This is a genomic window from Roseibium sp. MB-4 (genome assembly GCF_053005265.1).
The window spans coordinates 36,655-51,020 of sequence record NZ_JBRKQB010000002.1 but is presented as its reverse complement, the minus strand read 5'-3'; the positions used below and the strand labels follow the sequence as shown (position 1 = coordinate 51,020).

14 protein-coding genes are annotated in these 14,366 nt (G+C 57.2%); 6 read left to right on the top strand and 8 right to left on the bottom strand.

What is annotated here, in order from left to right; translation table 11 throughout:
• Positions 1-129: 129 nt before the first annotated feature.
• Genes ACVDG4_RS11280 through ftrA form a run of 3 tightly spaced genes read right to left on the bottom strand, consistent with a single transcriptional unit; the run spans position 130 to position 3,367 of the window.
• Positions 130-1,341, bottom strand: a complete 1,212-nt coding sequence (locus tag ACVDG4_RS11280; RefSeq protein ID WP_447235150.1) for a vWA domain-containing protein — start codon at positions 1,339-1,341, stop codon at positions 130-132.
• Positions 1,342-1,359: 18 nt separating this feature from the next.
• Positions 1,360-2,298 (bottom strand): AAA family ATPase, encoded by a 939-nt coding sequence (locus ACVDG4_RS11275; RefSeq protein WP_447235149.1) that lies wholly within the window; start codon positions 2,296-2,298, stop codon positions 1,360-1,362.
• 58 nt (positions 2,299-2,356) lie between these two features.
• A complete protein-coding gene (gene ftrA / locus ACVDG4_RS11270) occupies positions 2,357-3,367 on the bottom strand; it encodes a transcriptional regulator FtrA (protein ID WP_447235148.1) in 1,011 nt (336 codons plus the stop codon).
• 90 nt (positions 3,368-3,457) lie between these two features.
• On the opposite strand from ftrA, the gene ACVDG4_RS11265 reads away from it, so the two are divergent.
• The 3 genes from ACVDG4_RS11265 (at position 3,458) to ACVDG4_RS11255 (ending at position 4,709) form a co-directional block, all read left to right on the top strand.
• A complete protein-coding gene (locus ACVDG4_RS11265; RefSeq protein WP_447235147.1) occupies positions 3,458-3,874 on the top strand; it encodes a rhodanese-like domain-containing protein in 417 nt (138 codons plus the stop codon).
• Between the two features lie 67 nt (positions 3,875-3,941).
• Positions 3,942-4,289, top strand: coding sequence for a c-type cytochrome (locus ACVDG4_RS11260; RefSeq protein ID WP_209173926.1), 348 nt, complete (start codon positions 3,942-3,944; stop codon positions 4,287-4,289).
• Positions 4,290-4,436: 147 nt separating this feature from the next.
• The gene (locus ACVDG4_RS11255; protein WP_447235146.1) at positions 4,437-4,709 is read left to right on the top strand and encodes an usg protein; all 273 of its coding nucleotides are present in this window, start codon (positions 4,437-4,439) and stop codon (positions 4,707-4,709) included.
• A gap of 29 nt (positions 4,710-4,738) precedes the next feature.
• Here ACVDG4_RS11255 and ACVDG4_RS11250 read toward each other — a convergent pair whose 3' ends face one another.
• Positions 4,739-5,212 (bottom strand): Rrf2 family transcriptional regulator, encoded by a 474-nt coding sequence (locus ACVDG4_RS11250; protein WP_447235145.1) that lies wholly within the window; start codon positions 5,210-5,212, stop codon positions 4,739-4,741.
• Between the two features lie 155 nt (positions 5,213-5,367).
• Here ACVDG4_RS11250 and ACVDG4_RS11245 point away from each other — a divergent pair, with 155 nt between their 5' ends.
• Positions 5,368-6,279, top strand: a complete 912-nt coding sequence (locus ACVDG4_RS11245) for an NAD(P)/FAD-dependent oxidoreductase (protein WP_447235144.1) — start codon at positions 5,368-5,370, stop codon at positions 6,277-6,279.
• Between the two features lie 82 nt (positions 6,280-6,361).
• Here the strand turns inward: ACVDG4_RS11245 and ACVDG4_RS11240 are convergent, their stop codons facing one another.
• Entirely contained in the window at positions 6,362-7,177 is an 816-nt protein-coding gene (locus tag ACVDG4_RS11240; RefSeq protein ID WP_447235143.1) for a tRNA1(Val) (adenine(37)-N6)-methyltransferase, read from the bottom strand.
• Between the two features lie 8 nt (positions 7,178-7,185).
• Positions 7,186-7,416 carry a putative signal transducing protein gene (locus tag ACVDG4_RS11235; protein WP_447235142.1) on the bottom strand — a complete coding sequence of 77 codons (231 nt, stop codon included), beginning with the start codon at positions 7,414-7,416 and terminating at the stop codon, positions 7,186-7,188.
• A 177-nt stretch (positions 7,417-7,593) separates the two neighbouring features.
• On the opposite strand from ACVDG4_RS11235, the gene ACVDG4_RS11230 reads away from it, so the two are divergent.
• Positions 7,594-8,610: a polyprenyl synthetase family protein gene (locus ACVDG4_RS11230; protein WP_447235141.1), complete on the top strand. Its 1,017-nt coding sequence runs from the start codon at positions 7,594-7,596 to the stop codon at positions 8,608-8,610.
• A 75-nt stretch (positions 8,611-8,685) separates the two neighbouring features.
• Here the strand turns inward: ACVDG4_RS11230 and ACVDG4_RS11225 are convergent, their stop codons facing one another.
• Complete coding sequence (locus ACVDG4_RS11225) at positions 8,686-9,567, bottom strand: 4-(cytidine 5'-diphospho)-2-C-methyl-D-erythritol kinase (protein ID WP_447235140.1); 882 nt, start codon at positions 9,565-9,567, stop codon at positions 8,686-8,688.
• 11 nt (positions 9,568-9,578) lie between these two features.
• Positions 9,579-11,372 (bottom strand): tetratricopeptide repeat protein, encoded by a 1,794-nt coding sequence (locus tag ACVDG4_RS11220; RefSeq protein ID WP_133946766.1) that lies wholly within the window; start codon positions 11,370-11,372, stop codon positions 9,579-9,581.
• A 281-nt stretch (positions 11,373-11,653) separates the two neighbouring features.
• On the opposite strand from ACVDG4_RS11220, the gene ppdK reads away from it, so the two are divergent.
• Positions 11,654-14,326, top strand: coding sequence for a pyruvate, phosphate dikinase (gene ppdK, locus ACVDG4_RS11215; protein WP_447235139.1), 2,673 nt, complete (start codon positions 11,654-11,656; stop codon positions 14,324-14,326).
• Positions 14,327-14,366: the final 40 nt, after the last annotated feature.

Genomic DNA, 14,366 nt, shown 5'->3' with positions numbered 1-14,366 from the left:
CGCTCTAACCTTGGGACAGCGTGTCGCATATATTTTCGAAACTGTGAAAATATAATGATGTGCGGATCGGCACGATCCTCCTCGAAATGCCGCTGGTGTCGTGTGCCCCAACCGGAACCAGCGGTTTTTTTAGTTCTGGCGCTTCAGCCACGACTTGGGATTTGAGGATTTGCTGTCTGACTGTTTGCCCGTCAGTGCGCTGACAAGGTCCGAGACGGCCTCAAGGCTGTGCACCGCTCGGAATTCGTCGACATGCGGAAGCATAGCCCGGATACCCTTGGCCTTGGCTTCAAAGCCTTCGAATCGCAGGAGCGGATTGAGCCAGATCAGGCGGCGGCAGGACCGGTGCAGGCGGTCCATCTCGCGGGCCAGGTCTTCGTCGGAATCGCGCTCAAGACCATCGGTGATCAACAACACCGTCGGTTTGCCGGACAGGACCCGGCGCGACCAATGCCGATTGAAGTCATGCAGAGCCGAAGCAATGCGCGTGCCGCCGGACCAGTCCTGCACCCCTTCAGAACACGCTTCGAGCGCTTCGTCCGGGTCCTTCATCCGCAATTGACGCGTCACATTGCTCAGCCGTGTTCCGAAAAGGAAAGTGTGCACGTCCCGGCGTTCGGCGGTGACCGCATGGAGGAAATGCAAAAGCAGGCGTGAATACTGGCTCATGGAACCGGAAATATCGCAGATCGCGACCAGAGGCGGGCGCCTTTCAGCCGGCTGGCGGAACTTCAGGTCAATCATATTCCCGCCGGATCGCATGGACGCCCGCAAGGTGCGGCGCGGATCCACCTTTCCCGAGTGTGCGGGGACCAGCCTGCGGAGCCGGATCTTGTCCATCGTGAGCGCCATCGAGGCAAGCGCCATCTTGGCGTCATTGATCTCCTCGGCAGTCATCTGGGCAAAGTCTTTGCTCTGAAGGAGCTCCTTTCCTGACACCGTGAATTTGGCATCGACCTCGATTTCCGGCCGGGTTTCTTCCGCAACCCGTTCCTTGTTGGCCTGAAACGCCTGGGCAACTCGTGTCTGCCCCGCCTTGGGCTTTTCGGGGGCGCCTCTCGGCGGGGCAACAGGTGACAGGATCGCCAGCATCTTTTCGATCAAGCCCCGGCTTTGCCAATAGACCCGGAACGCTTCGTCAAACAGGATGCGATGTTCCCGCTTGCGCACGAAGACCGCATGCAGGGTCCAGTAGAGATCATCGCGGTTGCTGATCCCGGACACTTCGACGGCCTGAACCGCATCGACCACAGAGGCCGGCCCAACCGGTACGCCGGCCTTGCGCAGCGTGCGGGCAAAATAGACGATGTTGTCTGTGATGCGGGAGCGGACAGCGGGCATGGGCGCGTTTGGCCTGTTCTAAAAGGCCGGCATGGACTGCGGCCGCGGTTCGTCCTTGCGAATGTCGTCGATCATCTGCCGGACCTTTGAGCCGCGAACCCGCTCGATGTCATCCTGGTACTTCAGAAGAACGCCAAGCGTATCGGAGGCCATGTCCGGATCCAGCGCGATTTCGTTGAGTTCCGACAGAGCTGTGGCCCAATCCAGCGTTTCTGCGACGCCTGGCTGCTTGAAAAGATCTTCCTCAGAGCGAAGTTTTTGGACAAAGGCAACGACTTCACCGGCAAGGCGTTCGGATGCGCCGGGCACCTTTCGGCGGATGATTTCCAGCTCGCGCTCGGCGTCGGGATAGTCGACCCAATGATAGAGACAACGGCGCTTTAGTGCGTCGTGGATTTCCCGGGTCCGGTTGGTCGTGATGATGACGATCGGCGGTTCCTCGGCCTTGACGGTGCCGAGCTCCGGAATGGAAACCTGATTGTCGGCGAGTACTTCCAAGAGGAAGGCTTCAAAGGCTTCGTCCGCCCTGTCCAGTTCGTCAATGAGGAACACCGGTGCGCCGTTCAGAGACGGCTCAAGCGCCTGAAGGACTGGGCGCTTGATCAGGAATTTCTCATCGAAGATCGACTTCGAAAGCTCGGAGTGTTCGGTATCGCCGGAGGCTTCCGCAACCCGGATTTCAACCATCTGTGCCGGGTAGTTCCATTCATATACGGCTGACGCGATGTCGAGCCCTTCGTAACACTGCAGGCGAATGAGGTCGCGGCCCAGCGTTGACGACAACACCTTTGCAATCTCGGTCTTGCCGACACCGGCTTCCCCTTCCAGAAACAAGGGACGTTTCATCTTCAGCGCAAGATGCAGGACAGTGGCAAGGGACCGGTCGGCGACATAGCCGGCTTCGTCCATCAGCTGGAGCGTTTCGTCGATCGTCGCTGGAATAGCAGGTTGCGGCATGAACGGCTCCCGGGAATGATTGATTTTGGACTATATATAAACGAACAGAGGGCGGAGCCTAGGTCTGTTTGCTGGTACTTTGGAACAGGCGTCTGTGGCGGGTCGGGGAAGTTCCGAGCATTTCCCGGAAGTGATGGCGCATTGTAGCAGCCGTCCCAAACCCGGTCTGATCTGCGATCTGGTCGATTGAGAGACCGCTTTCTTCGAGCAAATCCTTGGCCTTTTGAAGCCGCAAACCCGTAACCCAGCGGGCAGGGGTCGTTCCGGTTGCACTTTCAAACCGGCGCAGAAAGGTCCGCTCGCTCATGCCTGACCTTGCGGCGAGGCTCTTGATCGTATGATTTCCTGATAGATGTGCGCGCAGGTAGTCGAACAACGGGCCGAAGCGGTTTGCCTCTGTGGGCAGTTGAACACTGGTATCGACGAATTGAGCCTGTCCGCCTTCCCGGTGGGGCGGAACGACAAGCCGCCGCGCGACGCTGTTGGCAGCTGATGGGCCAAAGTCACGGCGGATGAGATGTAGGCAAAGGTCAATGCCTGCTGCACTTCCGGCCGATGTCAGGATCTGGCCGTTGTCGGTGTAAAGGACATTGGGGACGATCACGAGATCCGGATACCGCGTTGACAAGGCCTCGGCATAGCGCCAATGTGTCGTAACACGCTTGTCTTTAAGAAGTCCGGTTGCCGCGAGCACAAAGACGCCCGAGCAAATCGACAGCAAACGTGCGCCGTTGGCATGCGCCATGCGGAGGGCGTCTCTCAGAACCTCGGGGACGGGATCATTGATGCCGGACCAACCGGGAATGAGAATTGTTCCTGCCTCTTTCAAGAGCTCCAGACCGCCATCCACTTCCACCCGGACACCGTTGGACGCCCTCAGAGGCTGTCCGGGATCAAGGCTCGCCACTTCAAAACTGTACCAATCCTCTCCCATTTCCGGCCGCTTGAGGCCGAAGACCTCGCAGCAAATGCCAAATTCGAACAGGCATAAGCCGTCATAAGCAAGGGCGACTACGCGCTTGTTGGGCGCACTGGTTGGAGACTGAAAGGCAAGATCCGTATTTGGCATGATTTTTACGATAATTGTCTTTCGTGCCAAACGCCAGCCCAAAAATCTTCGCCTATGGTCCGGTCAATCAACCCAGACAGGAGACCCGCCATGAGTTTTGTAACTGATATCCCGCCAGCTTCTTCCAAAGATACTGTCCGGCACTTTTCCGGACGCCTCAGCTTCGAAACAGACTGCGCGGATGTTGCGGACGCGTTTGCCTCCGGCCGCGTGGATTTTGTGCTTCTTCACGTTGTTGGGTCTGCTGAGACCTTTGCGAAAAAGCATATTCCGGGGGCGCTGCATTTGCCGCATCGGGACATCACGGAAGAGCGCATGGCAGACTGGCCGGAGGACACGGTTTTTGTGACGTATTGCGCTGGGCCACACTGCAACGGAGCAGATCGGGCGGCGGTGAAGCTCGCTGAACTCGGACGTCCCGTGAAAATCATGATTGGCGGTCTAACTGGTTGGGAGGATGAGGGCTTTGCCTTTGCGGGACCAGGAGTGACGGCCGCAGCAGAGTAAAGCTGCGTATGGCGCAAGCCTGGCCTGCGGCGTATAAGACTCGCAAGTGAGGGAAGGGAGACTCGTTTTGCGAACCACTGCGCTTTTTTGGACAGGCTTGTTTGCTTGTGTCTTGAGCGGACCGGCTCTTGCAGCCAATGGCACCTATCCGACGGATCCGGCCAGCCTTGCGAGCGGCCGCGAAATAGCCGAAATCCATTGTGCCGCCTGCCATGCTGTGGCCGTTGATGATAAAAGCGCCCAGGAAGGCGCGCCGGCATTCAGGGACCTCTCCAGCCTTTATCCACTGGAAAGTCTTGAAGAAAGCCTCGCTGAAGGCATCGTCACCGCGCACGAAAACATGCCGGAAATTGCCTTCGAACCAGGTGACATTGATGCTTTTTTGGGCTATCTGACCTCCATCCAAGCAAAATGACGTTTTGGAGAAGAGAAATATTTTGAATTGTTAGCACTCGTTTTTGCCTGCTGCCAGAATTCAAGATTTCGTTCAATTGTCACCCGCTCATAGAATTGGTTAACCTGTTTGCTGCGACACTTTTCTTTAGAAAAGGGAATACGTGGCATGACAGTTGGTTCAGACTTTGAAAAACGGTTGCTCGGGTATGGTTTGTTGACTGCAGAAATACTCTACCGGATGCCGGATCATCCAAGGTTGTTGCAGTCCTTTTTGTGGCAAACAGAAGATCTGGCGCCGAAATTCCCCGAGCTCACCCGGTTCTTAAAGTTCTGGGAACGTGAAATCGAAGGCCGGATCCATGCAGTGCGAATTGCGCATCAGAATCTGATCGAACCTGCGGAATTTCGATACGCCGATGGCGAGTTCTTGATTCACTAGATGTGGAGCCTCAACACGCTGTTCTTGCGTCAGGTCCGTTCCGGTGTGCAAATAGGGGGCTGTGGTTCATCATCACTGAGCCTGGCCCGCCGGTCTTCGAAATCGCATGAGATATCGGACAAGCGCACCTTCGCAAACTCTTTGAGAAGACCGCGTTCTGCATCCTCCAGCGCCGTCGTCAACCTCTCCCGCACTGCCTGCTCCACAAGACATCGTGGATTGTCGTCGGCAAGACCAATGTTGAAAATCACGGAAGCGCCAAGGGCCTCGTGAACATCAAGAAGCGTGATATCTGCTAGTGGCTTGGCGAGAACCCAGCCCCCTCCGTGTCCCTTTCCGGAACTGACAAGACCGGCCTTTTTTAATCCCTGCATCATACGGCGGATGACAACCGGATTGGTCGCGACCATCTTCGCGAGATGATCTGATGTAACCGGATCCGGAAAACGATCCATGTGGATGAGCAGATGTAGACTTCGGGAAAGGCGGCTGTCGCGGCGCATGATTTATCCTATTGATGTCCATCCATTCTAAGGCAGACCAATTAAAGTAACAAGAAAAGTTGCGTGATCCTCAAAAGTGCCATATCACGAAACAATAAAAGTATCGTGAGTTGATCTGGCGCCTGCGCTGGTTTTTGGAGAATGGGATAGAGACAATGGTTGAGGGTTCACCTTTTGACGTCGTGGTGATTGGCGGCAGTTTTGCGGGGCTATCGGCGGCGATGCAGATCGCCAGAGCGCGGCGGAGTGTGCTGGTAATCGACAGCGGAAAACCGCGAAACCGCTTTGCCAGCCACTCTCACGGGTTCCTGGGGCAAGACGGGAAAACGCCGGAAGAAATCCTGACCGTTGCGCGGGAACAACTATTTGCCTATCCAACAGCTTCTTTCATGCATGAAACGGTGGCGTCCGCGACGGGCGAAAAAGATGCATTCGAACTAACCACTAAGTCCGGAACCGTCATCAAAGCAAAGCGGCTCATCATCGCCGTTGGTGTATCTGATCAGCTTCCGGACTTGCCGGGATTGAAGGAAAAGTGGGGTGAGGGAGTGCTGCATTGCCCCTATTGCCATGGCTATGAAATTGCGGGCAATCGCCTGGGTGTCTTTGCAACGAGCAACATTGCCGCGCATCAGGCACATGTGGTCCGGGACTGGGGAAAGGTCACGGTGTTCCTGCGGGATAGTTTTTCGTTTGACGCGGACGCCAAGAGTGAACTGGAGAAAATGGACGTGCCGGTGGAATCCGTTCCACTTGCCGGGATCGAAGGGGAAGGGCGCAGCATCAGCCATGTTGTTTTGAAAGACGGCCGCAGGGTCGCTCTGGATGCCTTGTTTGTCGCCCCGCAGACGGAGATGTCCTCTCCCATCGCGAAGCAGCTTGGCTGCGAGACTACACCAGGGCCGTTGGGCGACTTCATTACAGTCGATGATTGGCAGGCAACCAGTGTGCCAGGTGTCTATGCGGCTGGGGATGCTGCGACCGGCTGGACCAATGCGACGATTGCCTCTGCTGCCGGTGTTCAGGCAGGCGTTGCAGCGCATCAGTCTTTGATTGGCCAGTTCTAGAGTCTCCGGCTTGATCAAAACGGATACTTTAGGTGCCGATTCCTGCGTTTGATCTGCGGGATTGATCATACATGACAAAAGGTCAGCGGCGGAGCGGTATGCCAAGCCCCTGACCATCCCGCATCACCGCGTTTGCCTCTGGCGTAAATGCGTTGTCGGGCCCATCGTGAATAACGAAGCCTGGCAGCAGTTTCAGGGGGGCTTTGTTCGCTCGTACTGCCCGAACGAGAACACGTGTCGCAGCAGCATCAGGACGCGGGAGCAAGGGGATCACGTCAATTGCCCCAAACCGGCCAGAGAGGACGTTCAGAATCTCACTCAATCCGTCTGCGCGAAAGATGATGGTCAGTGTGCCGCCAAATTTCACGATGTCCGTTCCTGTTTTCACCCAGGGTTCCAGACCCCTTTCGTCCAGCATGTGTGCTCCGGCGCGGGCCGTCTTGGGTGAGGCCCGGAACCGGTTTGCTTCATAGTATGGCGGGTTCATGATGACATGATCCGCCATACCGGATTTAAGCCCGGCGGCGTGACGTACACTTCCCTTGGCGGTGATGTCTGCTTCCAGAAGGCTGATACGATCGGCAAATGAGCCATTTGCAGGATCCTTTAGTCCTTCCCGCGCGAGCTCGAGAACAGTCTGATCAAGCTCGACCGATGTAACCGAGATCTTAGATAAGCGGGCGGCTGCACAAAACCCGGCGGTCCCGACACCTGCGCCGAGATCCACAATGTGACCGCTCAATCCCTCCGGTAGGGCCGCAGCCAAATAAACCGCATCAAGACCCGCGCGGTGGCGGCCGTGTTTGGGTTGGTGCACGTAGACCTTGCCGCCCAGAAAAGCATCTCGCGTGATTTCAAGGTCGCCGCCGGTCCCGGGTGGTTGGAGCTGGTTCGTCATATCCGCCGTCATTCGCTTTCAAGGCGCAGCTCGTGTTCCAAACCTGCTTCGCGCACGAGCATGCGCGCTTTGTCGATCTGATCGCTGTCGACGAGAATGCGCCTCGGGATCATGGCGAGTGAGCCCTCCAGAATGCTCATATTGCCGTCTGCGACAAAATGCTTGATCTCAGCCTCGCCTAGCAACGATTCCAGAAACGAGATCAGGACAGGATCGTTTGTTCTAACAAGTTCTTCCATTAAAAATCTGATCCTTGCCGGTTTCGCCCCGCGCCGCTGACGGACGCTCTTCATGGAACTGCTTTACAGCAAAATATGCTGATTGTGGCATTTCAACAGTTTGTCAACGGATTGGCGGCTTGCCCCGGAGACATTCGCGCCATATTGTCCGCACAAATCGTAACAGGAGTGCCGTCAGTGGCCGTGGTCGCAACCTTGTCTGACAACGCAACGCCTCGCGCAAGCATCCAGCCCCTTGTGGATCTGGTGGCGTCTGGCATGGCAGACGTGAATGAACTGATCCTTTCCAAGGCCGGGTCCAATGTGGATTTGATCCCGGAAATCGCAAAGCACTTGATTTCATCCGGCGGCAAACGCCTGCGCCCGATGCTGACGCTCGCCTGCGCAGACATGTTTGGATACCAGGGCAACGGACATGTGATTCTCGCAGCCAGTGTCGAGTTCATGCACACTGCAACGCTGCTGCATGACGATGTTGTCGATGAAAGCGACATGCGCCGTGGCAAACTTGCAGCCCGCAAGCTTTGGGGCAACCAGGCGAGCGTGCTGGTTGGGGATTATCTTCTCGGCCAGGCGTTCAAGATGATGGTCGACACCGGCTCTCTGGAAGCACTGCGCATTCTCTCCGAAGCATCGGCCATCATTGCTGAAGGTGAAGTTCTTCAGCTCGGTGCGTCGAAAAACATCGAGACGACAGAAGCCGAGTATCTGCGAGTCATCGAGGCGAAAACAGCAGCACTGTTTGCTGCCGCGGCGGAAGTCGGTCCGGAAATCGCCGGCCAAAACGACGTTATGCGCAAGGCAGCACGGACCTACGGCTTGGAGCTCGGATACGCATTCCAGATGGTGGACGATGCGCTCGATTATGGTGGCTCATCCGCGGATCTCGGGAAGGATGTTGGAGACGATTTCCGGGAGGGCAAGATCACTCTGCCGGTTGTGCTTGCTGTTGCGCGCGGCACCGATCAGGATCGGGCGTTCTGGAAGCGCTGTATGGAAGGCGATAATGTCACGGATACTGATCTCGCCGAGGCTATCGAGCTCTTGAAGAAATACGATGCGATTTCAGAGACCGTTCAACGGGCGCGGACCTATGGCGACAATGCCCTCAAAGCGTTGGACCAATTGCCAGCGGGAGCTCACACGGACGCGCTTGCAGATGCCGTGGCGTTCTGTATCGCGCGTGTTAGTTGATTGCTCTAGAGGCTAGTTGCTGACTCAATCCGGCGTCCTTCTGGGGCGCCGTTTTGATTTTAAGCGGCACTTTTCTCAGCTCAACGGTCCAGAGGCGATCCACCAATCGGGATGCGCGGTGCGCAGATCGGTTTCAATCGCACGCATTTCGGTTGGAGCACACAGGCCGAAACAAGTCGCTCCGGATCCGGACATTCGTGAAAAAAGGATCCGGCTGTCCCCTTTCAGGAAATTCAAGACCTCACCGATGGCGCCACAGACCGACATGGCAGGTGTTTGCAAATCATTGCGGCTGTTCGTCAAATAGGCAATCAGCGCGGCAATATCATCAAACGCATCCGGCATCTTTGCCAGCTGCGGATTGTTCTTCTTGTCCAGGGCTCTGAAAACGTCCGGCGTTTCGAGGGAGACCTTTGGATTGACAAGTACTATACCGCAAGCAGGTAGCAGTGGGGCAGCCGTCAGGTCGTTGCCGATGCCCCGCATCACTTGCGGTTCGGTGCTGAGGCAAACTGGAACATCTGCGCCGAGCGATGCGGCGAGTTCATGGACATCTTCATCGCTCAAATAAACACCGGTCACGTCCTCCAGAAGGCGGAGCGTGGTGGCAGCATCGCTGGACCCGCCGCCGATGCCGGAGGCGATCGGCAGACGCTTGGTTAAGGTGATTTTGACGGACGGGACGTCGATCTTTGCCCTTTCGGCAAATCCCCGGACTGCGCGCAGGACGAGGTTATTGTCTCCAGCTGGACCCAGTTCCCGAGCAAACGGGCCGTCGATGACCAGCTCCAGTTTTTCGGACGGCTCAAGAGCAATCCGGTCACCGATCTGCGGAAATGCAACGAGCGACTCCAGCAAATGATAGCCGTCATTGCGTTGACCGGTGATGTGAAGGGCAAGGTTCACTTTGGCCCGGGCGAGTTCTGCCTGGACAGCCGTTTGCTGGTGGTCTGGCATGATCCGTCCGGTCAGCCGCCGTTGTTGTCACTGGCAGCGTTCGCCGCGTCCGTGTTCGCTGGGTCCGGCAAACCGTTCTCGATCTTGTCGAGGATTTTGGGAAGTTCATCCTCTTCGGGGTCAAGATCTCGGGCATGGTTCCACTGGAAACGCGCTTCGTTGCGTCGTCCAACTTTCCAGTAGGCATCGCCCAAGTGGTCGTTGATCACGGGATCGGCCGGCCGCAGCTCAATGGCCCGTTCCAGCTCCGTAACTGCTTCCTCATAGCGGCCCAACCGGTAATAGACCCAGCCCAGACTGTCGACAATGTAACCATCGGTTGGCCGCAGCTCTACGGCCGTCTTGATCATCTCCAGTGCTTCATCAAGCTTCAGGCCCTGATCCACAAGAGAATATCCGAGGTAGTTCAGGACTAGAGGCTGATCTTCTTCCAACTCAAGCGCTTTGCGGAAATCGGCTTCTGCCTCGTCCCACTTACCCAAGCGCTCCCGGCTGATGCCGCGGAAGTAGAGGATCAGCCAGTGCGGCTGCTCAAGCGTTTCGATTGTGTCGATGGACGCCGAGTAAACCTTCTCGGCTTCCTCATAGAGTTCGTGGGACCGCAGAACATTGCCCAGCGCAATCCCGGCTTCCAAATCACCCGGGTCGTTTTCGATGAGCGCCGCCAAATGAGCGCGTGCTTCGTCCACCTGATCAAGAGCATTGAAATTTAGCCCAACTTGAATTTCGGCCTCCCGCTTCAAGGCACTGTCGTCAGGCACCATCATCAAGGCTTCGATGGCACGGTCAGGCTGATCCATCCGCTCAAAGACGTTGCCGAGCGCGACCGCTGCATATTCTGCAGCCGGATCAAGGTATAGTGCCAGCTGAAGGTAGGAGGTCGACAATTCCTCTCCGCCGTCACGGCCGATCACGGCGCCGAGCCCGTATAGGATCTCGGCCATGCCGACAGCTGGGTCGCTGACAGTCGGCGGGATGACAGCGCCTGACACAATCATCTCGCGGGTCCGGTCCAATTGCGGATGGCCGCGGTATTGCCGGTCGAACTGATCCAGCGCCTTCAGCGCGTCCTGCTGGCGGCCATTGGCCGCGAGGAGGCGGGCGTGGGCGTCAACGACGCGGATGGCCCCTTGATCCATCTCATAAGCTTTTTCGATGGCCTCAAGGGCTGCTTCGTTCCGGCCGGCTGTAAACAGAAGATGCGCCTTGTGGGTTTCCTTGAAGACATCGAACCACTCGGGGCCGCGTAGGTTGTCGATGGTCTTGGCCGCTTCGTCGATTTGGCCGGCACCGTAATAGGCCCATGCGCGTGCGATACCAACGGATAGCTGAGCCAGTGGACCATTCCGGCCCTCCTTCAGCAGCTCGATCGCGGCGCCATAGTTCCCGTCGCGTACGTCCTTTGCGCCCAAGACAAGCTGCGCCAGGAAATTCCGCTGAACGCCTCGGTCGAGATCGGCGGCATAGCGGATCGCATCGTCCACATCGCCATTTGCGAGCTTCAGTAGAAAAGTCCGCTCCAGCAACATCGGATTGGATGGGTCTGCGGCAAGGGTTTCTTCATAAAAAGCAGCAGCTTGCGCAAAGTCTTTTTGAAAGCCTGCGAGGCGACCGGAAAGATAGCTGCCAGACAGCGTAAAGGGAAGTTCGGCAGGAGTTCCAAGCGTTCTTGGAATGCCGTCTTGTGCATTTGTATCTGCTAGAACAGTGGCCGGAAGCAGAGCAGCAGCGCTCGCAAGAGCCAGAAGTTTCAATTTGAGCGGCTTTCGGATCGACTTCGAAATGGCGCCGGTCAACTGTGTCATTGGTCCTCGCAGAATTGATTGCTCCCGTTTTGGGGGACGCATCTGTATGGAAACCGACAATGGCGCTATTAAGGCTGAGCGGCAAGGTGAGGGGGATAACTTTCTGAGGGTTTAAATCCTTTCGCATTTGCCCTGCGTTGGAAAAACATAGACTAACGACTTAAAAGGGCGGGTTTCCGGTAAAAAGGACTTGATGCTCTGTCAACACCGTAGCAGGTATGTGCGGTGCAATATCAGGCGGGGGCGAAAGTACTCCCGGCACCATGCGGAGGAATTGGAATATGACCAAGTGGGTCTATGGGTTCGGCAATGGTTCTGCAGAAGGCGCAGCAGACATGCGCAACCTGCTCGGTGGCAAGGGAGCGAACCTTGCCGAGATGAGCAGCCTCGGTCTGCCGGTGCCCCCCGGATTCACGATCACCACCGAAGTCTGCACCTATTATTACGACAACGAGAAGTCCTATCCGCCAGCGCTCGAAGCTGAGGTGGCCGCGGCAATGGAGAAGGTTGGTGAGGCGACGGGCCGGAAGTTCGGCGATCCTGACCGGCCGCTTTTGGTGTCTGTTCGCTCCGGTGCCCGTGCGTCCATGCCTGGAATGATGGACACGGTCCTCAACCTGGGCCTCAGCGACGGCACCGTGGAAGCGATTGCCCGCGAATCCGGAGACGCTCGGTTTGCTTACGACAGCTATCGTCGCTTCATTCAGATGTATTCCGATGTGGTTCTCGGCGTCGACAATCACGAGTTCGAGGACATCCTTGAGGAATACAAGGAACGCAACGACCTCACTCTGGATACAGAAATCACCGCAGAGGCCTGGCAGGGCATCATCGAGAAGTTCAAGGCACTGGTTGAAGCCGAGCTGGGCAAACCGTTTCCGCAGGACCCGCAAGAACAGCTCTGGGGCGCAATTGGTGCCGTTTTCAGCTCCTGGATGACACCGCGGGCGGTCACTTACCGGCGTTTGCACGATTTGCCGGCCTCCTGGGGCACAGCTGTGAACGTCCAGGCCATGGTGTTCGGGAACATGGGCGAGAATTCCGCCACTGGTGTTGCCTTCACCCGTAACCCGTCCACCGGCGAAAACAGTCTTTATGGCGAGTTTCTTGTCAACGCGCAGGGCGAAGATGTGGTTGCCGGTATACGGACACCGCAGGACATTACCGAGAAAGCCCGCATTGAAGCCGGATCTTCCAATCCGTCGCTCGAAGCTTTAATGCCGGAGGCTTTCGCGGAGTTCCAGACTTACTGCGACAAGCTGGAACGCCACTATAAAGACATGCAGGATCTGGAATTCACAATTGAGCAAGGCAAGCTCTGGATGCTGCAGACCCGCGCGGGCAAGCGGACCGCCAAGGCGGCGCTGAAGATTGCGGTCGATATGGTCGCAGAAGGCATGCTGGAAGAAGAAGAAGCTGTGTTCCGTGTCGAGCCTGGCGCACTTGATCAGCTGTTGCACCCGACCATCGATCCGAAGGCTGAGCGTGATATCCTGTCGACCGGGCTGCCGGCCTCTCCCGGTGCGGCTTCGGGTGCAATTGTGTTCACCTCGGATGCTGCAGAACAAGCCAAAGGCGATGGCCGGAAGGTCATCCTTGTTCGGGTTGAGACCAGCCCGGAAGACATCCACGGCATGCATGCCGCTGAAGGCATTCTGACCAGCCGCGGGGGCATGACCAGCCACGCAGCCGTTGTTGCGCGCGGCATGGGCAAACCCTGTGTGGCCGGAGCCGGTGGGCTGCGGATTGACTATCGAAATCAGACAATCAACGTCGGCGGACGGCAACTCAAAGAAGGCGATATCATCACGATCGACGGGGCCACTGGTCAGATACTGGCCGGTGAAGTGGCGATGCTGCAGCCGACACTCTCCGGCGATTTCGGGACACTGATGGGCTGGGCAGATCGCGGCCGCCGGATGACTGTCCGGACCAATGCGGAAACACCGCAGGACGCCAAAGTCGCGCGTGAATTCGGCGCCGAAGGCATTGGTCTGTGTCGGACAGAGCATATGTTCTTTGAGGGCGATCGCATCCTTGCAGTTCGTGAAATGATCCTTGCTGAGACTCAGGAAGGCCGCCGCGCGGCACTCGCTAAGCTGCTTCCAATGCAACGTCAGGATTTCACGGATCTCTTTGAAATCATGCACGGCCTGCCGGTCACGATCCGTCTCCTCGATCCGCCGCTTCACGAGTTCCTGCCGAAGACAGATGAGGAACTGAAGGACGTTGCGACAGCGATGGGCGCTGATCCAGAGCTTTTGCGTGATCGCGCACTGTCGCTGGAAGAATTCAACCCGATGCTCGGCCATCGTGGTTGCCGGTTGCTGGTATCCTATCCAGAAATCGCGGAAATGCAGGCAAGGGCAATCTTCGAAGCTGCCGTCGCTGCGGCGAAGGCTACAGGGGCTCCGGTGGTTCCAGAGATTATGGTGCCGCTTGTTGGTCTAAAGGGCGAGCTGGATCTCGTCCGGTCGAGCATTGAGGCAATGGCCAAGGCCGTCATGGAAGAAACCGGTGCAGAGCTGGCCTATCAGGTGGGCACAATGGTCGAGTTGCCGCGCGCTGCGCTCAAGGCGGCCGAGATTGCTGAAAGCGCTGAGTTCTTCTCCTTCGGCACGAACGATCTGACGCAGACCACGTTCGGGATTTCCCGTGATGATGCGGCGTCCTTCCTTGGAACGTATCAGACGAAAGGCATCCTTGAGCAGGATCCATTCGTGTCCCTGGATCCGGAAGGGGTTGGGGAACTAATCAAGATCGGCGTTGAGCGGGGCCGATCCACCCGTCCGGACATAAAGCTCGGCATCTGCGGTGAACATGGGGGTGACCCCTCTTCAATCACTTTCTGTGAGAGCGTCGATCTGGACTATGTGTCCTGTTCGCCTTACCGGGTGCCAATTGCGCGTTTGGCCGCGGCACAAGCTGCGCTGCGCAAGGCGTCCGCGAACTGATGAGCAGGCCTTTGCAGCGCATTGGTGATACAGGCTGGCG

Excerpts from the sequence above, each read along its gene's own strand:
- ACVDG4_RS11220 (WP_133946766.1), bottom strand. The coding sequence starts at position 11,372 with ATGACACAGTTGACCGGCGCCATTTCGAAGTCGATCCGAAAGCCGCTC.
- ppdK (WP_447235139.1), top strand. The coding sequence starts at position 11,654 with ATGACCAAGTGGGTCTATGGGTTCGGCAATGGTTCTGCAGAAGGCGCA.
- ftrA (WP_447235148.1), bottom strand. The coding sequence starts at position 3,367 with ATGCCAAATACGGATCTTGCCTTTCAGTCTCCAACCAGTGCGCCCAAC.
- ACVDG4_RS11235 (WP_447235142.1), bottom strand. The coding sequence starts at position 7,416 with ATGGAAGAACTTGTTAGAACAAACGATCCTGTCCTGATCTCGTTTCTG.
- ACVDG4_RS11250 (WP_447235145.1), bottom strand. The coding sequence starts at position 5,212 with ATGCGCCGCGACAGCCGCCTTTCCCGAAGTCTACATCTGCTCATCCAC.
- ACVDG4_RS11240 (WP_447235143.1), bottom strand. The coding sequence starts at position 7,177 with ATGACGAACCAGCTCCAACCACCCGGGACCGGCGGCGACCTTGAAATC.
- ACVDG4_RS11280 (WP_447235150.1), bottom strand. The coding sequence starts at position 1,341 with ATGCCCGCTGTCCGCTCCCGCATCACAGACAACATCGTCTATTTTGCC.
- ACVDG4_RS11265 (WP_447235147.1), top strand. The coding sequence starts at position 3,458 with ATGAGTTTTGTAACTGATATCCCGCCAGCTTCTTCCAAAGATACTGTC.
- ACVDG4_RS11275 (WP_447235149.1), bottom strand. The coding sequence starts at position 2,298 with ATGCCGCAACCTGCTATTCCAGCGACGATCGACGAAACGCTCCAGCTG.
- ACVDG4_RS11245 (WP_447235144.1), top strand. The coding sequence starts at position 5,368 with ATGGTTGAGGGTTCACCTTTTGACGTCGTGGTGATTGGCGGCAGTTTT.
- ACVDG4_RS11225 (WP_447235140.1), bottom strand. The coding sequence starts at position 9,567 with ATGCCAGACCACCAGCAAACGGCTGTCCAGGCAGAACTCGCCCGGGCC.
- ACVDG4_RS11255 (WP_447235146.1), top strand. The coding sequence starts at position 4,437 with ATGACAGTTGGTTCAGACTTTGAAAAACGGTTGCTCGGGTATGGTTTG.